The sequence below is a fragment of the Lysinibacillus phoenicis genome, assembly GCF_047238325.1.
Classification (GTDB): Bacteria; Bacillota; Bacilli; order Bacillales_A; family Planococcaceae; genus Lysinibacillus; species Lysinibacillus irui.
Genome location: NZ_JBDFMP010000002.1, coordinates 3,605,803 through 3,627,155, shown reverse-complemented (window position 1 = coordinate 3,627,155; position 21,353 = coordinate 3,605,803). Strand labels below are relative to the sequence as shown.

The window sequence follows — 21,353 nt, the reverse complement described above, 5'->3', positions numbered from 1 at the left end:
TATATAAGAAATATATCTAAAAGACAATGAGTCTTTTTATTTCATGTCGTAAATTACGTCAAATAATTCATTTTTTGCTCTTTTAAACAAATACATCATGAACGAATATGAGAGATGTAGCGCCAACGAATTAAATAAAAGTAGACGACTTGTATTAACACAAAAAAGCCAAAAGCAAAGAACACTTCTTTTACAATCGAAATATTTGCAATGTCTCTCAAAATGCCTTGAACCATTAGAAAAGCAAAGGCACTATGCATCATCGCAACACCCCATGGTAAGAAGAATTGAGGAAATAAATGACGATTAACAAGCTTTTTAAGCTCTGCATCGGTTAAACCCATACGCTTTAATACATCAAATTTGCGCTTTTCTCGTTCAAGTGACGTATGCAATTTGAAATAGATAAAGCTCCCAGCTGCAAGTAGAAAGACAGTGGCAACTAAAACACCTACTAATGTAAAGAGTGAGTAAGTAGCTAGTATATAAGAATAATTTAATCCAGCATTCTCAAAGTAAAAAGGACTAAATTTATCCTTCTTAATAAAATACAAATTAGACTCTAGATAATCTATATTTTTACCGATTTCCTTAGTCTCCATCCACTGTGGAATCACAAACGTAAATAAATGATAGCTTGGTTGAATAATGTCTTGATCAGCAATTGGACGAACAAGCTTAGCAAAATCTTCATCACTGATGACGATGGAATTGACACTTACAATCGAACCAGGGAATACTATTTTTGGATAGACACTATCAATCGTTATCGGTATATTATTTTCCTCTAGCACGGTATGCACGATTCTATTTTTTAACTTTTTTAGTGAATCCTCTGAATAAGGGATAAACACTGCCTCTCCAGATCCTAAATTCAACAAAGGATAGCTGTAAGAAGAAAGTAAGACATTCATATCGGACTCTCGAAAGACCTCAACCTCATTGCGTGTAAAAGAAGAGGTTTGCTTCACTACAATAAAACGAGAAAGCTGATAGGATAAACCCTTCTCCTCTAATTGTAGCCTTAATGAATTGATATGCTCTCGTTCATATGGATTATCGACATCCCCTTTATAAACGAGCCCCAATGGATTTAGCCGATCATATTGGGTTGTATAGGAGGACATAGTCGCTAAAACACCAACAGATAAAAATGCAAGGGTTGATACCATCGTTACAACGAAAAACATTTTTACATTATCCATCATAATATGAGTTTGTTCAGCAAGAGATAGTAGACGATACCGCTGCCAATGATATTTGCGTTTTCCCCGGGCTAAATCTAAAAAGCAAGGAACGGAATCACTAAAAAAATAATACGTTCCAAATGTTGCGGAAAATGGGATTAACAGGGTTAAACCGATCAAAGAAGTATGTCCTACAACAAACGCTAAAATATATGTCGTTAAAATTAAAGCAACACCATAGACAGCTCGGATTTTTGAATAGGTAGCTAGGCTATTTAAATAATCACTACCTTTTAAAAGATCACGTAATTTTCGCTCTCGTGTGAAGTACACACTAATAAATGAAATTACTACAAACGCACTTGTGAACACTCCAATTGTCAGTAAAAATGGCTCCCAGGAAACGTAAAGGGGTAAATCATCTAAATGCAAAATTTCTCGTACAATCATAAAAAAGAATTTGGAAAACGAGAAGCCAAACACAATCCCTACAATGATGGAGCCAGATCCAATGATCATTGTTTCTAAAAAAACAAGTCGATTCATCTGGCGTTTTTCCATTCCCAAATGCAATAAAATGGCGAATTCTTGGGATCTAGCCTCTAAAAAGGCACTCATGGAATAATATAAAAAGAATAATGTAAAGAGGACGAGTACAATTTCTGCACCCACCATTCCTATCAGGGATACTTCGCCTAATATCCCTCGTTCAATATCTGGATGAAACATTAACATGGAATAGATAAAAAATACAGCCACCGAAAAAAAGCTTGCCATGAAAAAGGCACCATAGATACGGCTGTTCCGCACGACATTACGGTAAGCGAATTGTCGAAAGGTCACCTACTTGCCCTCCTCCTAGTAAGCTCAAAACATTTAATATGCGTTGGAAAAACATTTGACGACGATCATCACGATAAATTTCATTGAAAAATTCACCATCTTTAATGAATAACACTCGATCACAATAGCTTGCTGCAATCGGATCATGCGTGACCATCACAATCGTTGTTTGTTTCTCACGATTAACTTTCGTTAAAAGTTCTAGCACATCACGTGAAGAATTCGAATCTAAATTACCCGTTGGCTCATCTGCTAAAATGAGGCTAGGATTATGAATAAGTGCTCGCCCAATGGCAGTTCTTTGTGCCTGTCCACCAGAAATTTCATTTGGACGTTTATGAAGAAAAGAAGTTAAGTCTAGCTTTTCAACAATACTAGCTAGACGTTCCTCCATTACTTCTAGCGGCTGCTGATCTAAAGTTAATGGCAGCACGATATTTTCTTCAACCGTCAGCATATGCAAAAGATTGAAATCTTGAAAGACAAAACCGAGCTGTCTTCTTCTGAAGTAAGCAAGCTCTGTTGCATTCAGCTTATGTGGATTCATTCCATCCAGTATGATTTCTCCACTTGTCGGTTCATCAATGGTTGAAATAATATTCAGTAATGTTGTTTTACCGCTTCCTGAAGGCCCCATAACAGCTAGAAACTCACCTTCTTCAACATCAAAGCTCAATTGATTTAAAGCACGGTGCGTGACCTTACCTTCATACACTTTCGTCACATCTTTAATTTGTAAAATAGGCATCCTTCATTCACCTTATTTCTTCATTAATTCTAATGGCTGTGGTAAAAGCCACTCTAATACTACCTCAAAGCCAATTTGAAAATGAGGCTCTATCAATGCCATTACGGACTCTTCCTCTACCAAACTAAAGCAATGTTCTCCAATAATGACATCCCAAGCATCCATTTCTCCATCTACAATCTCACCACATACCGTATAATACCCACTGTACATAATCTTTTGATCTTCGACAGGAAATGCATTCAATAATGTCGGTTGTTGTAAGTTTAACCCAAGCATATTTGAAAAATGCAGTAGTTCTACGCCTAGCTTTTCATTTGCTATGAGGAAATTTTGATAAGCTAATGTATCTCCATGTTGCATATGAGTCATATAAAGAGCTTTTGTTTTCTCCTTATCAATCGTTAATACCCAATCTTCAATACGTACTTCTACCATTCTAGCGCCCCCTAGTTTGTAAATGTAACAGTCACAATCGTCCCTTTTCCTACCTCTGACGTAATAGCCAAATCATGTCCTAGTTTTTCACAGATTTCTTTGGCTAAATACAGGCCCATCCCAGTAGATTCCCCTGTTTTTCGCCCATTTTCCCCGGTAAAAAAGGCCTTCGTCACACGTGACAGATCGGAAGCTGGAATTCCAATTCCCTCATCACAAATGGCTAGCTGTACAAAGTCATCCTTCGTTATGGCAGAAATTGTAATTTTTTTATTGGCTTCAAAAGTATATTTCACAGCATTTGTAATAAATTGTCCTAGAATGAAGCGAAGCCATTTTGAATCACTCGCAACAATAAGATTATCGTCTATATGAATTTCTGGGAAAACTCTTTTCGTAATAAATAAACGTTTATTTTCATTAACAGTTGCAGTAACAATTGCTTTAAGCACAACCTGCTCAACTTGCATATCGTCCTCAAAATTTTCTAAACGCGCATTGACTAGTACCATGTCCAAGCCTCTACGCAAGCGATCTATTTCCTCCTGTATATTCTTTTTATCAAGAGGTCGGTCATCCTGTAATAATAGCTCCATTACAGAAATTGGTGTTTTCATTTGATGTACCCATTGATTCATAAACTGATCATGTCTCTTTTGACTGGCATATAATGCATGTAGCTCATGCTGATAAAGACGATACAATTCATGCATATATTTCTCAGTTTGCATAGCTTCTGGCGTCTTCGCATTTTTTTGGAGCACATCCTCCATCGCTGTTGGAAGCTGGGTTATTTTCACTAAGTATCGTTGTCGCATTAAATAACGGACAAGTAAAAAGGAAGCTAATAGTACAAGGCTAATACAAAAGGAATATATAGCCGTATCAATATTTCGGAAACCGTCTAGTCCATAGATGACCATGATAAAGCCAACTAATAAAAGCTGGAACACTATAAATGAAGCATAATCACGTAAAAATAATTTCCAGCCCACTACAGTTCACCCGCACTTAATATAAATCGATAACCAGCGCCACGTACGGTTTCAATAGTTGACGATATGTTATAATCGGTTAATTTTTTACGTACTCGGGTCATATTAACATTCAATGTGTTCTCATCAACAAATGCCTGATCGTCCCACAGCTCCTCTAAAAGTTGCTCACGTGTCACGACTTTTGGCGCATTCCCCATCAGTAATTCTAGAATGATACATTCTTTTTTCTGAAGTGGAATTTCTAAATCATTTTTATGTAGCTCCATTCTTTCTAAATGAAGTACAAGCTGTCCTTGCTTAATTGTCCGCTCCTCTTGCCTTGCTGCATACTCACCATATGTACGGCGTAGATGACTGCGAATTTTAGCTAAAACAATCTCATAGTTGAACGGCTTTGTAATGAAATCGTCTCCCCCATTTTCAAGTGCGAAAATTTGGTCCATTTCTCCTGAGCGAGCAGAAATAAAAATAATTGGGCACGTTGTATGCTGGCGTAGCTGACGACACCAATAGTAGCCATCATAGGCTGGTAAATTTATATCAAGCAGCACCATATGTGGATTAAATGCTGTAAATTCTTCAATAAGATGATCAAATTCTTGAATTGTTGCAACTTCGTATTGATATTTTCTAAGCGTTTCCGCTAGTAACGATGCAATTTTAACATCATCTTCGACTATGAATATTCGATGCTTTTCCATATCAACACTCCTTTCTTTCTATATTGTATCAAAAAAAGGTTCGACGACATAATTGTCAGCGAACCTTTAGGCTAAAATAGTACACGAAACCGAATTTTCCTTAATAAATTAATTGTAAAAAGTCCTCAGTTGAAATTCCACCAAAATATGTAGGAATATCAATGTCTGCTAATACATTAGCAATGGCCGCTCGATCATAGTTTGTCCCAATTAGGCGCTGCTCTATATCAGCCATATCACCTACACCAAAGAAATCACCAAAAATATGTGCTTCTTCAATTACTCCATGGTTCACTTCTAGGCGGATGTCAATACCACCTGTTGGGAAACGATGTGTTTTTTGAATGTTAAAGCGCGGTGATTTCCCAAAGTTCCATTCCCATGTTTGATAACGCTCTGCTGATAGCTTGTGAATATTTGCCCAATCTTCCTCTGTTAACTCATAATAACGAATATTTTCTTCTCCACCGAAAATGGATTTCAAAATCTCAAGGCGAAACTCTTCTATCGTCATGTTCTCCTTTAAAAACTCTGAAATGTTTGCTACTCGGGAACGTATAGATTTAATACCTTTCGATTCAATCTTATCCTTTTTGACTTTTAATGCAGAGACAACCGCATCAATTTCTGTATCGAACATCAATGTGCCGTGGCTGAACATACGCCCTCTTGTAGAAAACTGAGCATTTCCAGAAACTTTACGCCCCTCTGCAAGAATGTCATTGCGTCCTGAAAGCTCTGCATTCACACCCATTTTTGCTAGAGCATCTACCACTGGCTGTGTGAATTTTTTATAATTCATAAAACTATTGCCATCATCATTTGTAATAAAGCTGAAGTTAAGATTCCCTAAATCATGATAAACAGCTCCTCCCCCTGATAAACGGCGCACTACAATAATGCCATTGTCCTCTACATAGTCTGTATTGATTTCCTCAATTGTATTTTGGTTTTTCCCGATGATGATGGACGGTTGATTGATGTAAAAAAGAAGCACAGGCTCTTTCTCAACGTCCATTGTTTTTAACAAATACTCCTCAATAGCAAGATTAATACGTGGATCATGGATCCCTTTATTATCAACGAAAATCATAGTTTACGTTTCCTCCTTCACAAAATATCCATTTTAATTTTAACGTAAATTAGGCATTTTGTGTTGACGAAACGCATCTGTTATAATACACTAGAAAATATAGAAACAGTAATAGTACAGATGAACTTAAAGGAGGAGTCCACAATGTTAGAAAACGTAGTTGAATTTTTCAAGAATTTACCTGCAAAGCAATGTACTGAGTGCGGTGAAAAGATGGAAGAACAAAGCGAATGCTACAGCAACACTTGTGAAAAATGTAACCACCTATAAGCATTTGCCTATTCTGTAATTGTCATATACGTGCCCCACACGTAGCAATATTGACACCCTTCATCATATTTTGATGAACCCTTAATTAAATCTCTTACACTTACAAAACACCAGCTGATACGCTCATATCAGCTGGTGTTTTATGTTGTCGATAAGATTCATTGACAATCCTTTAACATGAACAAAAAGCACTCACCAACTTTGGTGAGTGCTTTATGAATTAGTTTTCTTCTGCTACTTTAGAGTAACGTTTATTGTGAAGTAGCATGAAGTAACCGAAAGTGATTGCTAAGAATGCTACTAAGAATCCAGCTAGAACACCATAGTTTTGCATTAAGAATGATGTATCGCCAGTAGAAATGCTTGATTTAAATGCTTGAACCGTATATGTCATCGGTAATAGCTTGTTAAATACTTGTAATGGTGATGGGATTAATTCTAGTGGGAACGTACCTGCACTTGTTGTTAATTGTAAAATTAACACGACAATTGCCATGAAACGTCCAGGGTCACCAAAAATTGAAACTAGCATTTGAATTAAAGCTAAGAATACATAGCTAGTTAATAATGCTGTTACGATAAAGTAGCCCATGTTATTCACTTCAAGTCCTAGACCCCATTTAACAATAACTACCGTTAACAATGTTTGTATTAAACCTACAACTGCTAATACAGTTACTTTACTTGTAAACCAAGTTGCTCCATTTTTTGGGCGAATTGCTGGTTCAACAAGTGGGAACACAATCGAAATTAATAATGCTCCTACGAATAAGCCAAGAGAAATGAAGTATGGTGCGAAACCTGTACCATAGTTAGGAACATGGTTAACAGATTCTTTTTCAACTTCAACTGGACTACCTACCATATCATAAGTGTCTTGATTTGCTTTTACTTCATTTGCTTTTTCACTTGCTTCACCTAATTTGCCAGATAAAGTAGATGTACCATCTGCTAATTCAGTAGAACCATCTGCAAGTGTTGCTGAACCCTGTGCTAGCTCACCAGATTTTGACGCAAGTGTAGAAGTACCTTGATTTAATGTTGTTGTACCACTCGCTAATTCATTTAATCCTGATGCTAACGTTTTTGAACCTGTTACAGCTGTATTCACACCTGCGTGTAATTCACCTAATTTTGCCGCTAATGTCGCATTACCTGCTTGTAAGCCTTTGGCACCTTCCATTAAAGCACTGCTTTTCGCTGTTAATGCATTAGCCCCTGCTAATACTTCTGCTTGACCTGCTGCAATTTGACTTGCACCAGAGCTTACTTGATTAGCACCCGCTTGAAGTTTTTCTGTTCCAGCAGATAATGATGATAAACCATTATGCACACTAGCACTTCCTGCTTGTAGTTCTGTTAATGTTTGTTTTAATACAGCTGCTTGCTCTTCAGGCATTGAAGCCATCATACCTTGTAATTGATTTGCTAAAGCTGTAATACCTTCTTCAACTTTTGCAGAACCAGCTGTAAGTTGATTTGCTGCACCGTTTAAGGCACCTGCATTTTCAGCAATAGATGCTGCCCCTGCACTAATTTGTTGTTGTTTGTCGTTTAAAGTGTTTAAACCTGCACCAACTTTTGCAACACCTTGTGTGTATTGCGATAACCCTTGTTCTAGACTAGAAGCACCATTTGCTGCTTGCTGTGCACCTTGTTGTAATTGAACAGTACCATCTTGTAGTTTGACTAAACCACTAGATAAATCATTCGCACCTTTTGCAGCATCTCCAGCACCTTTTGTTAGTTTATCTGTACCATTAGATAATTCAACTGTACTTGATGCCAATTGCTCTAAGTACCCTTTTAAATCTTTTGCACCATTTGCTACTTTTTGTGCACCCTCATCTAGCTTATGGGAGCCATCTGCCGCCTCTGTAAAGCCATCTCCAAGTGTTGCAATAGAGTCAAATAATTTTTCAGCATAAGTCGCTGATACTTGTGCATTTACTTCTGCCCGTACACGATCCATGGCTGTTTCACCAATTTGAGCACCAAGGAAGTTTAGTCCCTCGTTTGGAATGTAATTCATCACTAATTTTGATGGTTTGTCATCTAATAGCGTTGTAGCATGTTCAGAGAAATTTGTTGGAATTTCTAGAATCATATAATAATCACGACCATTTAAACCTTTTTCAGCCTCATCCTTTGAAACTTCTATAAAGTTAAATTGTTCGCTATCCATCAACTTATCGACTAAGGTGTTCCCTAAATCTAATTTAACGCCATCCATCTCAGCACCAGTATCTTCATTTACAACAGCTACTGGTAGATTAGGCAGCCCTGCATAAGGATCCCAAAACGCCCATAAAAACATACCCGCATACATTACTGGGATAAAGAGCACAGCAATGATTGAGACAAGCATTTTTCTCGTTTTAAAGATCTTCAGCCATTCAGCTTTAATCATATAATATCCTCACTCCTAAACTATTTGACCGAAAACGTCATTTGGTCATTTTCATTCAAAAAAAATAATCAACCTCAACAATTTTGCAAAAACTTACTGGATTCAACGAATCAATTTACAATTAAGCCTCGAAAAATGGTTTCCTTAAAAAGATTAAGAATCTTCTCTTCAGGAATCACATCACCGTGTAACTCATGCCAATCGACAACAAAAGCAAGATATGCCTTTAACAATAAGTAACTAACAAGCTCTGCGTCACATTCTCTAATTTCACCTTTATTAATACGTCTTTGTATTAACTCTGCAACATACGATAAAATTTCTGTCTCTATCTGTAGTAGCACCTGTTTAACAGCTGGTGTTCGTAATTCTTTTTCTTCTTCGATAAGCTTTGCAAATAAAAGATGTTTTTCACGGAACTGTAGCATTTTCATTAAAGCATTATGCGCATTATCCATAAAGCTTGCTGATGCATCCAACACTGCATCCGCTTCCGCCTTCATTTCACGTACAAGTGACATTGCGATCTCTTGAAATAAAATTTCTTTATTTGCAAAGAATGTATAAATCGTACCTTTACCGACATTGGCAATTTTCGCCACTTGCTCCATCGTCGTAGCCTTGTAGCCAAACAATGTAAAAGACTTTGCAGCTGCTTCAATAATTTCCTGCCTACGATCCATTAGTAACATCCTTTCTTGTTGGGTTATGTACATCTAACGTACACTTCATAAAAATGACCAGAAAACCATTTCGGTCATCTGGTCATTATCATATTCCTATTTTATAAAAAAAGCAAGCATTTAATGATGATTTTTTTCATCTTTTTTTTCGTCATCATGTTCTGTATTATCTGACGAATTATTACTATGATTCATCATGTTATTATCCATGCTGTTATTGGATTTTTCATCCTCTGGTAAAACCTGTGTCATATCAGGGCTTCCAGCAATAATTTGTTGCTTTGGCATATTATGAACACCGTTTGCTGTAGTATGTGCATACATATAGTAAACACCGTCATGATCAAATGTTGTCGATGCTTTATAAACACCATCTTTTTCTAATTTCCCATTAATCATTTGTCCTTCATCACGTTTCCCTGATTCCCAAACCTCAAACTCTACCACAGCATCATCAACATTTTGCCCACCTTGTTCTACATGTGCTGCCAGCTCAATTGTTTCATTAAGCGATACTTCTTTTGGTGTTAAAATTTCTACATCTGGAATTTGCGGCACTTCTGGTTCTGGTAAAGCCTCTTTTTTTTCTCCACATCCTACTAATAATGTAGGTACTGCAATTAGTGCGAATAACCATCTTTTCATCTTTTAATCCTCCATTAATGGCAACTGTATCTTAACAGTTGTGCCTTTTTCTACAACACTTTCAATTTCTAACGATCCCTGTAACTGCTTTAGTAGCTGTTCAACAATGGATAATCCTAATCCACTACCACCGTCTGCACGACTCCTTGCTTTGTTAACTCGATAAAATCGCTCTGTGACATGTGCTAAATCCTCGGACGGGATACCGATACCATAATCCTTAATGGTAATGAGTGCACTCCCCGTCTTTTCAACAGCAACAATTTCCACAATAGAATTTTCATATGAGTAATTAATCGCATTTTCAATAATGTTAATAAAAATTTGCTTTAGCTTTACTTCATCAGCTTCAATAATTAGCGCATCATCTACATCCACATGTAATGTTATGTTCTTTTTATCTGCTTGATGTGTTAGTATTTTTTGAACTTCCCTTAAAGTCTCACCAAGCGGAATAGGATATAAAGCAATGTCGGTTTGTTCATTTTCTGTTCTTGCTAGTTGAAGTAATTCGTTTGTTAACCTCTCCATTCGATTCGCCTCACGGACAATCAACTGAATAGTTTCTTCTTTTTGGCTTTCTGTAATAATGCCATTTTGCATAGCTTCACTATAGCCTTTAACATAGCTTATTGGTGTCCGTAATTCATGCGAAACTGTTGCCAGAAATGTTTTTTGGGCTTCATCCTCTAGCTGAATCGACTCTGCCATTTTATTAAAGGTACTAGATAATTTACCGATTTCATCCCGTGAATTGACAGGTACACGTGTCTCATAATTCCCGTGGGACATCTGTTCTACTGCACGTTGTAAATCGTTTAATGGTCGCATAATATGTCGAATACCTTTATAAATCAAATAGCTAGCTACCACTAAAAATATAAAGGCACTAATGAACAGGAGAATAACTCCACTATTAGCTAACTCACTAATTTTAGCTAGCGGGAAGTAAATATAAATAATACCCTCTAATCGATTTTGATCAACGAGTGGTATCACTACTGAAATTAGTTGTCGATCAAACCTGGGCTCATAGCCAATTTTTTGCACGTATTTTCCTGATAATAATTTCTGTCTTTCTTCTGGTCCAATCAGTGTCTCATAATCTATATCAAACGGAACACAGGCACTTAACTCCCGAGGATTTCTTACTGCAAATATATTTAAATTTGAATAATCGTTAAATTGTTCAATATCTGCAATAAATTCATCCGTAACCTTACCATTGTTATACATTGTCTGTAGCTTCAAGCCAACTTCCACCATTGTCTCTTCAGTATCTTGGACATATAAACGTTGATACAAAAAATTTGTGAGAACGTACATAAAGACAACGGTAATGATGAGAAATGCGAAAATCAACAACCAAATGCGAGTAGCAATCTTTTTCATTCGCCAGGATCAAAGCGGTAGCCCACTCCCCAAACGGTTTGAATATGCGCAGCCGCATCCTTTCCAAGCTTTATTCGTAAAGTTTTGATATGGGTATCAACGGTGCGCGTTCCACCTACATAATCAATATCCCAAATACGTTCTAATAATTGCTCTCTTGTATAGGCATTGCCCGGATTTTTCATAAATAAATGCAATAATTCAAATTCCTTTAAAGTAAGTGGAATACTCTTACCATCAACAGATACTTTACGTGCAATCTCGTCTATTTTAATAGGACCAAAAATTACGTACTTTTGCTGTAGCTCTGTAATATTCGCCCCACTTCTTCTTAAAACAGCATAAATCCTTGCTACAAGTTCATCATGTGTAAATGGCTTAACTATATAGTCATCTCCACCAAGTGTAAGGCCTTTTACCTTATCCTCATTGGCATCACGTGCTGTTAGAAAAATAATCGGTACATTGGACATCGCACGAATACTTTGACAAACAACAAAGCCATCCTCATGGGGCATCATGACATCGAGCAATACTAAATCAATTTTTTCTCGTACGATCACATCATATGCCTCTGTACCATTTGCGGCTGTAAATGTCTCAATATCGGAGTTATTGAGCATCATTTCTATTAATTTACGCATATCCTGCTCATCATCGACTATTAATACAGTTGTCATCATTGTTCCTCCCTTACTAACAGCTGAAAAGCACCTTTTCCTACATCAACTGTTTTTTCCTTCTGGCCGTCCTTTATAAAGTACAATGTATGATCATCATAGCCAGCGACAACAATATAGTTTTTAAACTGGTTTACTACAAATGGATTTGCGCCAACCTCTTGATGCCATTTGATCTGGCCATCAAAACTAGCAACATATAACTCATTATGACCATGACTAACAACAAGGACAGCATCTTTTGTCTTTTTTAATCCTACAGGCATCAGAGGCATGTCAATCTCTCCATGCAGTTGGCCAGTAGATAAATCATATTTTTTAACAGAACTATTTGGCTTACTGCCTTCTCCATGTCCACCAATCCACAGCTCATGTGTTTCTTCAAGAATGGCTATTCCATGTGAGGATTTTTGAATGGGCCATTCCTGTTCAATGGACAAATCCTTCATATTTAACACCGATAATTTTGTATCTTTAAAATTTATAACATACAGTTTATCTTGATACGATGCCATAGACATAGGATAATTGCCAAGCTGCTGTGAACCAAGCTCATTTCCTTCTCGATCAAAGCTTGTCACTGTATTGGTTTTACTATTTGTTATAAAAAATTGTTGGATGTTGTCATCATAGTATACATTTGTTGTACCTATCTCTACTTTTTTTGAATAGAGCTTTTCTCCGGTTGATATTGTATAGACGTCAATATTATTTAATTGGTGTCCATACAATAATATTTGATCATTTCCTAATAGTATTGCCCCTGAATAAGCTTTATCAAATAACCATGTTGCAAAAACATTCCCATCCTCATCAATAAAATCTAATGATGGTTCTTGTATGTTTAATGAAGCTATAAAATTTCGATCTCTCTCAATGGGTTCATATGATTTTTCAGCGCAACCCGCTAACCATATTATTTGTAGTAACGAAAAAATGAAGAATGCCCATTTTTTCAACTTTATCACCTCTGCCCCTCTACTATACTTCACAATTGTGAAATTCGGGTGAAACTTGGAAGGTGAATTTATGACAAACCATAAAAATACATTTCACATTTTTTGCGTCGATTCCCTCCGTTCAATCATCTAACCAATTTTTTCTTTGTTACATATAGTACTAAGATAATGGTAAGGAGGTATAACATGATTTCCATTAGCTTATGTATGATTGTAAAAAATGAAGAAGATGTTATTGGTAGATGTCTTGAATCCGTTAAAGATTTAGTAGATGAAATTAATATCGTTGATACGGGCTCAACAGATAGCACGAAACAAGTCGTTGCACAATTTACAGATCGAATTTTTGACTTTAAATGGATTCATCATTTTGCAGCTGCACGGAACTTTTCCTTTCAGCAAGCAACAAAGGAATATATTCTCTGGCTAGATGCGGACGATGTTTTATTAGAGGAAGATCGAGAAAAATTTAAGGCGCTAAAAGAATCACTGACTTCTGATATTGATGCTATTTCAATGAATTATCATTTAAGTTTTGATCATGAAGGTAATGTAGACGCCTTAATAAGAAGATATCGCCTTGTAAGAAGAGATAAGAAATTTCAGTGGATTGGAGCAGTGCATGAATATTTAGAAGTGGGTGGTATGCTGTTTGATAGTGATGTCGCCGTAAGTCACTTACCATTAACGCATGATCATACACGTAATATTGAGATTTATAAACAACTAGTCGAATCTGGAGAAACATTATCACCACGAGATACATTTTATTTTGCCAATGAATTACTAGATCATGGTTATTATGAAGAAGCCATTCATTATTACGAATTATTTTTAACCTCAAAATTAGGCTGGGTGGAAGATAATATTCGAGCTTGTTTCAAATTAGCAGATTGCTTTTCTCATTTAAACGATACAGAAAACAACTTCAGTGCTATTTTACGAAGCTTTGAATATGATGTACCTCGCCCTGAAGCTTGCTGCCGATTAGGTTATCATTTCATGGAGCAAAATAGAAATGATGAAGCCATTTTTTGGTACGAACAAGCACTTGTCATTAAACAAAAACCAAACGCTCCTTTTCAAAATAAAAGCTTTACTACTTGGCTCCCCCACTTACAGCTTTGTGTGCTTTATGACCGTTTGCAACAATACGAATTAGCAAACGCACACAATGAATTAGCTAGCTCCTTCATTCCGAATGACCCTAAAATTTTACACAATAAAAGGTATTTCGAAAGTATTTTAGCTAATGGACTAGACGATATCTAAATTACACTAGATACTCTAACTTAAGAAATTTAGGCAAATTGTAGCTAAGCATTCTAGTAGAATACATGCTGTTAAAAATAACTCTCGAAGTTTTAAAAATAACTCTATGTTTTAAAGGGAATAAGTAGTTATGTGTCTACCTCCTCTCTCATTCACAGAATACGATACTTGAGAGAGGAGGTGAAACTATGCATTTTGGGAAATTTCTAGATCGAGTTTGTAATAAATGCCATTCCTTTCCCTGTTGTTGTAAAACAGGGCCTATACCAGGTTGTCCAATTTGGCCGGTAAAACCTACCGGACCTACTGGATGTATTACAGGACCAACTGGACCTACGGGTATGACAGGTGTTACAGGTGTTACAGGTGTTACAGGGGCTACTGGGGCTACTGGGGCTACTGGGGCTACTGGGGCTACTGGACCTGCCGGCGTGACTGGACCTACTGGTGCAATTGGACCGGCTGGCGCTACTGGGGCTACTGGCGCTACTGGGGCTACTGGCGGTATCGGGCCTGCCGGCGTGACTGGGCCTACTGGGGCTACCGGAGCGATTGGACCTGCCGGCATGACTGGGCCTACTGGGGCAATTGGACCGGCTGGCGCTACTGGGGCTACTGGCGCTACTGGTGAGATCGGACCTACTGGCGTAACTGGACCTACTGGTGCCATTGGGCCTGCCGGCGTGACTGGGCCTACTGGTGCCATTGGGCCTGCCGGCGTGACTGGGCCTACTGGGGCTACCGGAGCGATTGGGCCTGCGGGCGTGACTGGGGCTACTGGTGCCATTGGACCTGCCGGCATTACTGGTGCTACTGGTTCGACTGGTGCTACTGGACCTGCGGGCGTGACTGGGCCTACTGGGGCTACTGGCGATATCGGGCCTGCCGGCGTGACTGGGCCTACTGGGGCTACCGGAGCGATTGGACCTGCTGGCGTAACTGGACCTACTGGGGCTACTGGTTCGACTGGTGCTACTGGACCTGCGGGCGTGACTGGGCCTACTGGCGCTATTGGACCTGCCGGCGTGACTGGACCTACTGGCGTGACTGGGGCTACTGGTGCCATTGGACCTGCCGGCATTACTGGTGCTACTGGTTCGACTGGTGCTACTGGACCTGCCGGCGTGACTGGACCTACTGGCGTAACTGGACCTACTGGCGCTATTGGGCCTGTGGGCGTGACTGGACCTACTGGTGAGATCGGACCTACTGGCGTAACTGGACCTACTGGTGCCATCGGACCTGCCGGCATTACTGGTGCTACTGGGGCTACTGGACCTGCCGGCGTGACTGGGCCTACTGGCGCTATTGGACCGGCTGGCGTGACTGGGCCTACTGGCGCTATTGGACCGGCTGGCGTAACTGGACTTACTGGCGCTACTGGTGATATTGGACCTACTGGCGTAACTGGCGCTACCGGGGCTACTGGTGCCATTGGACCTGCCGGCATTACTGGGGCTACTGGGGCTACTGGACCTGCCGGCGTGACTGGGCCTACTGGGGCTACCGGAGCGATTGGGCTTGCTGGCGTAACTGGACCTACTGGGGCTACCGGAGCGATTGGACCTGCCGGCGTGACTGGGCCTACTGGGGCTACTGGCGATATCGGGCCTGCCGGCGTGACTGGGCCTACTGGGGCTACCGGAGCGATTGGGCCTGTGGGCGTGACTGGACCTACTGGTGAGATCGGACCTACTGGCGTAACTGGACCTACTGGTGCCATTGGACCTGCCGGCATTACTGGTGCTACTGGACCTGCGGGCGTGACTGGGCCTACTGGCGCTATTGGACCTGCCGGCGTGACTGGGCCTACTGGGGCTACTGGCGCAATTGGGCCTGTGGGCGTGACTGGACCTACTGGTGAGATCGGACCTACTGGCGTACCTGGACCTACTGGCGCTACTGGTGATATTGGACCTACTGGCGTAACTGGCGCTACCGGGGCTACTGGTGCCATTGGACCTGCTGGTGTGACTGGACCTACTGGGGCTACTGGTGCTACTGGTCCTGCGCTTACCGAAGGATTCTCAGCATTTAAAAACACACTAACTGTTAATGCTTCTACCTCTATTGCTGACTGGAGTGTAGCATCACCTTACTTTACAACGCCTGCTTTTAATCCAGCAACGGGGATTTTCACTGTACCAACTACAGGAAGATACTCCTTTGAAGCAACTATAAATTACTCTACTACTGCGGCCATTAGTGTTACTTTAGGGGGTGGAATCAATCCTTCATTTGCAATACGAAGAAATGCAACAACAAATCTAATTAGCGGCTTGTTCCCTGTATTGAATGTAAACGTCGCACTGGTATTAACTTTACGTGCAATACTTGGAAATGGTACTATCACTTTGGCAGGTGAAGTAGAATTAGTAGCTGGGGATACAATTGACTTGTTCTATGAAGCCAATGGTTTGACAATTGGACTTACGCTAGGTGGAGCTAACTCCGGTGGTATCGTTTGGTCATGTCATCGAATATCTTAAGTCTAATTATCTATTAGCTTTTTAAAGCAATTAGTAATCGAAATAGCAAACTATCTATATTAGTTTGCTATTTCTTATTCATCATTCAAAACATACATAAAAAAATAGTACAAACATTGATAGCTCATGTTTTGTACTATTTCTTTTTATTGCTGAAACATTTCCCTTACCACATCTTCTGCAATATGTTTCCCTTGCTGCACACATTCTGGTATAGATATTCCTTCAAATGAGCTTCCTGCAAGTTTTACAGTTGGAAAATGTTCATACAATTCCTGTTTTATTCGCTGGACCTTGGCTTCATGTCCTACTGTATATTGTGGCATTGCATTTTTCCAACGAGTCACTACTGTCATCATTGGTTCGCCATTTACCCCAATGGTTTTATTTAAATCCTGAAGTACAGTTTTTTCTATTTCAGTATCAGATAATGCTACAATGGCTTCGTCTCCAACACGCCCAATATAGCTACGTAATAATACATAATCGTCTGGAGAGGTACCTGGCCATTTTCGGTTCATCCAAGTACAAGAAGTAATTGAAAAATCACTATTTCGAGAGACATAAAAAGAAAGTGCATCCAAATCGCCAAGCTGTTCCTTTTTAAAGGCCATTGTGACAGTTGCAATGGTTGCTGCCTTCATCGTCCCTAATTCATTTAACAGACTATGCTTACTAAACATTTTTTCTGCCACATTAAATGGTGTAGCGATAATAACAGCATCTGCTTTTATATTGGAAAAATTGTTTAACATCACTTGAACGGTTCCGTCCTTGCCATGTTCAATTTCCTCCACTTTCACACCCTTCATAACTGTCCCTGGAAGTAGTGATTCTTCTATACTTTCAATCAGTGTTTCAAGGCCATTACTAAAGGTCTGAAAAATCCCTTTATTTTCATCAATCAAATGATTGCTTAAGAAATTTGTTCCTGCCTTTTTCATGCCGATTAGTAAGCTACGATATTTTTGCTCTAAACTGTAAAGCTGCGGGAAAGTGGAGCTCATACTTAATTGCTCGATATCACCTGCAAATGTACCTGCCAGTAAAGGTTCTACTAAGTTTTCCACGATCTCTGCACCAAATCTTCTTCTAAAAAAGGCACCTAACGGTTGATCGTCATCTTGTGCTGAACGGGGAATGAAAAAATCCCCCGCAGCACGCACTTTTCCGCTAAGTGAAAATAACCCTGATGTTATGAATGACGAGATATGAGGCGTTTCTCCAGATAAAAGTTGACTAGGAATAGGGTATAACTGGCTACCTACTGCAACATAAGTCGGTCCTGCATTACTCGTTTGTATTTTCTGCTCGATACCGAGATCCTTTGCTAAAGCACTAACATAGTTTTCACGATCAAAAAAAGATTCTGGCCCGCGCTCAATAATAAAACCATCTTTTCTCAATGTTTGAATTTTTCCGCCAAGACGTAATGACGACTCGACAAGTACGATATCTAATGGCAATTCTTTTGCGCTTGCTTCTTTTTGCATATAGAACGCAGCTGTAAGGCCTGTAATGCCAGCGCCTATGACAACTACCTTTCGTCTTTTCTGAGTCACCAACATCATCACTTTCTTTTCGCTTAGCTTAATTTTTTATGAATTGCATCTACCATCGCATCGATAAATAATGGGTGTGTATTTGGCATCGCTGGGCGATAGTATTTTGCGTCAAGTTCATCACAAACAACTTTACACTCAAAATCATTATCATATAATACTTCTAAATGCTCCGTTACAAAACCTACTGGTGTATAAACAAATGAACGGTAACCTTTTTCTTCAAATAGTTCACGAGTTAAGTCTTGGACATCTGGACCAATCCAAGGTTCTGGTGTTTGCCCTGCTGATTGCCAGCCCACCTCAACATTTTTTAAACCTGTTGCTTCTTGAATAAGTCGAGCTGTTTCGATTAATTGATCCTCATAAGGATCTCCTAAATCTTTAATCTTTTCAGGAAGTGAATGTGCTGACACGATTAAACATGCTTTTTCACGTTCTTCCTCAGACATAGCCTCAAACGTAGCATTCACTTGTTGTTTCCAATACTCGATGAATTTTGGCTCATCGTACCAAGACTCTACAGAAGTAATCGTTAAACGATCACCTGCCGCCTCTACAGCACGACCGTTATAGGATTTAATAGAGAACGTAGAGAAATGAGGAGCTAAAACAATAGAAACCGCTTCTTTGATGCCCTCTGCCACCATTTGCTCAACTGCATCTTCAATAAATGGATGAATATGCTTTAAACCAATAAACAATTTATATTCCACTGTATCCTGTACTTCATTTAACCGTGCACATAAAGCTTCAGCTTGTGCCTGTGTTGCTGCTGCTAATGGTGATAAACCACCAATTGCTTCATAGCGGCTACGAAGATCTTCTAAATGCTCTTCAGAAGGTTTGCGGCCATGACGAATATGTGTATAGTAAGGTTCGATATCTTCTTCTTTATAAGGTGTTCCGTATGCCATTACCAATAAGCCTTTAACTTCTTTCATTACCCATTCACCTCAAAAATTGTTTTATATTTTATACATTATGTGATAAAAAGAAGCTGCCCAGTCTTTCATATTGGACAGCTCCCTTTCTATGATAAAATCATTCATCCATAGAAAAGGGATTTTCACATTTAATTTGTTTGTTATTAGGAACGTGCTTGAATTTGCTGTGCACTATACTCATGAATAAGTGTAGTCAGACGTTTTAATACATCTGGATCTACTTCTGGGAAAACTCCATGCCCCAGGTTAAAAATATGTCCTGGCATTTCTAAGCCTTGGTCAATAATATCTTTGGCTCTTTTTTCAATAACAGACCAATCCGCAAGTAATAGAGATGGGTCTAAGTTACCTTGAACAGGTTTTGTAATGCCATTTGCACGTGCCTCTTTAATAGGTAAACGCCAGTCTAAGCCAACAACATCAATCGGTAAATCATTCCATTCTTTTGCTAAATGGCTAGCACCGACACCAAATTGAATTAATGGCACATTTTCTTTTTGCAACTCTGCAAAAATTCGCGTCATAATTGGTTTTATAAACACACGGTAATCTTCAACATTTAATGCACCAACCCAAGAATCGAAGACTTGTATTGCTTTTGCACCCGCTTTAATTTGAGCAGTTACATCTGCAATAATCATATCAGCTAGTTTATCCATTAATGCAAACCATGCTTGAGGTTCTGATACCATAAATGATTTTGTTTTATTATAGTTTTTTGACGGACCGCCTTCAATCATGTAGCTTGCAAGTGTAAATGGTGCGCCAGCAAAACCGATTAAAGGAACATTTAATTGCTCTTCTGTCAGCAACTTAATCGTTTCTAATACAAAGGGTGTATGCTCTTTAGCATTAATTTCACCTAATTTTTCTACATCCGCAACTGAACGAATAGGATTTGAAATAACAGGACCAACGCCTGCTTTGATTTTTACATCTATCCCAATGCCAGGAAGAGGTGTGACAATATCTTTGTATAAAATAGCAGCATCGACATTGTAATTTTCTACAGGTAGACGAGTGACATACGCACATAGCTCAGGTTGATGTGTAATTTCCTCTAAGGAATATTTTTCTTTTATAGCACGGTATTCTGGCTGTGAACGTCCTGCCTGACGCATATACCATACTGGCGTGTGTGCTGTCCTTTCTCCACGTGCAGCTCGCAGAAGTGTATCATTAAAAGTTGTCATGAAATTTCCTTCCCCTCAAAAAATCATTTTTCTCCTTTATACCTGTTGTTTCACTTTCGGTACAAAAAATATTTGGTGAATCAAGTTAAAAATGTCTTGTTTATTCCTTTATTATTGATATCCGTTTCCAATAGTAAACGCTTCCTCTGTTATTGTATAGTTTTCCTAGTGAAATGTCATAAAATTGTTCTTTCTCGGCAGATTCTTTTTGGTCAAAGCGTTAGACTTATGCTTAAAAGGGTATAATCACGCTATAATTAATAAGATTCATAAGGAGGATAAATTGATGTATATTTATTTAACTTCTGGTACTGGTGATTTTTTAGAACAGGTAAAAAATAAGTATCCAAATGAGCATATGATCTTAATCCACGGAGACGGAAACTCTGTCTTGATACATGAAACAGAAGGAAAAACAGTGTTTGCAACGCCTCGTAAATTCGAAGTTTTGGATTCAGTAAATGACCTAGAGGAACGAGGCTTCTTTGTTTTTAATAATATTCCTGTGACAGACGAGGGACGTCCTGTATTCGAACACCGCTTTTTAGAGCGTTCGCGAGCCATTGAGGAGGAGCCGGGCTTTGTTGCCTTCCGTTTATTAAGACCCATCAAGAGTGATACTTACATTGTCATGACACAATGGAATGGGCCACATTCATTTGAAGCATGGAAGAGTTCTAAAGCCTTTGAAAATGCCCATGCTAAAAAAGATGATTCAACTGGAGTACGCCAGCAGAACATCTTTTCAGCAGCTTCTTATGTAACAACCTATAGCGCAATACCGAAGGAAGAAGATTCACAATAAGCCTAAATAATTAAAAGCTCATTTATCCAACAATAGCA

Annotated in this window: 19 protein-coding genes; 4 read left to right on the top strand and 15 right to left on the bottom strand. The window is 38.9% G+C overall.

Annotation, left to right across the window (positions count from 1 at the left end; translation table 11 throughout):
* Positions 1-95: 95 nt before the first annotated feature.
* The 6 genes from ABC382_RS19630 to lplA all read right to left on the bottom strand — a co-directional run bounded on the left by ABC382_RS19630 (position 96) and on the right by lplA (position 6,008).
* On the bottom strand, positions 96-2,030 hold the full coding sequence (locus ABC382_RS19630; RefSeq protein WP_274794407.1) for an FtsX-like permease family protein: 1,935 nt from the start codon (positions 2,028-2,030) through the stop codon (positions 96-98).
* Entirely contained in the window at positions 2,002-2,778 is a 777-nt protein-coding gene (locus ABC382_RS19625; RefSeq protein ID WP_274794408.1) for an ABC transporter ATP-binding protein, read from the bottom strand. Before ABC382_RS19625 ends, ABC382_RS19630 begins: the two co-directional genes overlap by 29 nt.
* 12 nt (positions 2,779-2,790) lie before the next feature.
* Positions 2,791-3,216 carry a hypothetical protein gene (locus ABC382_RS19620; protein WP_274794409.1) on the bottom strand — a complete coding sequence of 142 codons (426 nt, stop codon included), beginning with the start codon at positions 3,214-3,216 and terminating at the stop codon, positions 2,791-2,793.
* Positions 3,217-3,227: 11 nt separating this feature from the next.
* On the bottom strand, positions 3,228-4,211 hold the full coding sequence (locus ABC382_RS19615; RefSeq protein ID WP_274794410.1) for a sensor histidine kinase: 984 nt from the start codon (positions 4,209-4,211) through the stop codon (positions 3,228-3,230).
* Positions 4,211-4,915, bottom strand: coding sequence for a response regulator transcription factor (locus ABC382_RS19610; RefSeq protein WP_312506040.1), 705 nt, complete (start codon positions 4,913-4,915; stop codon positions 4,211-4,213). Before ABC382_RS19610 ends, ABC382_RS19615 begins: the two co-directional genes overlap by 1 nt.
* A gap of 100 nt (positions 4,916-5,015) precedes the next feature.
* Positions 5,016-6,008, bottom strand: a complete 993-nt coding sequence (gene lplA, locus ABC382_RS19605) for a lipoate--protein ligase (RefSeq protein WP_312506041.1) — start codon at positions 6,006-6,008, stop codon at positions 5,016-5,018.
* 144 nt (positions 6,009-6,152) lie between these two features.
* On the opposite strand from lplA, the gene yhfH reads away from it, so the two are divergent.
* Complete coding sequence (yhfH, locus tag ABC382_RS19600; protein WP_004230455.1) at positions 6,153-6,278, top strand: protein YhfH; 126 nt, start codon at positions 6,153-6,155, stop codon at positions 6,276-6,278.
* A gap of 220 nt (positions 6,279-6,498) precedes the next feature.
* Here yhfH and ABC382_RS19595 read toward each other — a convergent pair whose 3' ends face one another.
* From ABC382_RS19595 to ABC382_RS19570, 6 genes are all read right to left on the bottom strand, one after another.
* Positions 6,499-8,688, bottom strand: a complete 2,190-nt coding sequence (locus ABC382_RS19595; RefSeq protein ID WP_274794413.1) for a YhgE/Pip domain-containing protein — start codon at positions 8,686-8,688, stop codon at positions 6,499-6,501.
* Positions 8,689-8,798: 110 nt separating this feature from the next.
* Complete coding sequence (locus ABC382_RS19590) at positions 8,799-9,371, bottom strand: TetR/AcrR family transcriptional regulator (protein WP_274794414.1); 573 nt, start codon at positions 9,369-9,371, stop codon at positions 8,799-8,801.
* Positions 9,372-9,491: 120 nt separating this feature from the next.
* Entirely contained in the window at positions 9,492-10,016 is a 525-nt protein-coding gene (locus ABC382_RS19585) for a FixH family protein (protein ID WP_322611120.1), read from the bottom strand.
* A 3-nt stretch (positions 10,017-10,019) separates the two neighbouring features.
* Positions 10,020-11,408 (bottom strand): sensor histidine kinase, encoded by a 1,389-nt coding sequence (locus tag ABC382_RS19580; protein ID WP_312506044.1) that lies wholly within the window; start codon positions 11,406-11,408, stop codon positions 10,020-10,022.
* Positions 11,405-12,088 carry a response regulator transcription factor gene (locus tag ABC382_RS19575; RefSeq protein ID WP_274797378.1) on the bottom strand — a complete coding sequence of 228 codons (684 nt, stop codon included), beginning with the start codon at positions 12,086-12,088 and terminating at the stop codon, positions 11,405-11,407. Before ABC382_RS19575 ends, ABC382_RS19580 begins: the two co-directional genes overlap by 4 nt.
* The gene (locus ABC382_RS19570) at positions 12,088-13,056 is read right to left on the bottom strand and encodes a YncE family protein (RefSeq protein ID WP_322611121.1); all 969 of its coding nucleotides are present in this window, start codon (positions 13,054-13,056) and stop codon (positions 12,088-12,090) included. Before ABC382_RS19570 ends, ABC382_RS19575 begins: the two co-directional genes overlap by 1 nt.
* A 177-nt stretch (positions 13,057-13,233) precedes the next feature.
* On the opposite strand from ABC382_RS19570, the gene ABC382_RS19565 reads away from it, so the two are divergent.
* On the top strand, positions 13,234-14,319 hold the full coding sequence (locus ABC382_RS19565) for a glycosyltransferase (protein ID WP_274794418.1): 1,086 nt from the start codon (positions 13,234-13,236) through the stop codon (positions 14,317-14,319).
* A 188-nt stretch (positions 14,320-14,507) separates the two neighbouring features.
* Positions 14,508-16,808, top strand: a complete 2,301-nt coding sequence (locus ABC382_RS19560; RefSeq protein ID WP_322611122.1) for a collagen-like domain-containing protein — start codon at positions 14,508-14,510, stop codon at positions 16,806-16,808.
* A 146-nt stretch (positions 16,809-16,954) separates the two neighbouring features.
* On the opposite strand, the gene hemY is transcribed toward ABC382_RS19560, so the two are convergent.
* The 3 genes from hemY to hemE form a co-directional block, all read right to left on the bottom strand.
* Positions 16,955-18,379 (bottom strand): protoporphyrinogen oxidase, encoded by a 1,425-nt coding sequence (gene hemY, locus ABC382_RS19555; RefSeq protein ID WP_274794419.1) that lies wholly within the window; start codon positions 18,377-18,379, stop codon positions 16,955-16,957.
* Positions 18,380-18,393: 14 nt separating this feature from the next.
* Entirely contained in the window at positions 18,394-19,314 is a 921-nt protein-coding gene (gene hemH / locus ABC382_RS19550; protein ID WP_274794420.1) for a ferrochelatase, read from the bottom strand.
* A 146-nt stretch (positions 19,315-19,460) separates the two neighbouring features.
* Entirely contained in the window at positions 19,461-20,510 is a 1,050-nt protein-coding gene (hemE, locus tag ABC382_RS19545; RefSeq protein ID WP_412927038.1) for a uroporphyrinogen decarboxylase, read from the bottom strand.
* A 286-nt stretch (positions 20,511-20,796) separates the two neighbouring features.
* On the opposite strand from hemE, the gene ABC382_RS19540 reads away from it, so the two are divergent.
* On the top strand, positions 20,797-21,315 hold the full coding sequence (locus ABC382_RS19540; protein ID WP_274794422.1) for an antibiotic biosynthesis monooxygenase family protein: 519 nt from the start codon (positions 20,797-20,799) through the stop codon (positions 21,313-21,315).
* Positions 21,316-21,353 lie beyond the last annotated feature (38 nt).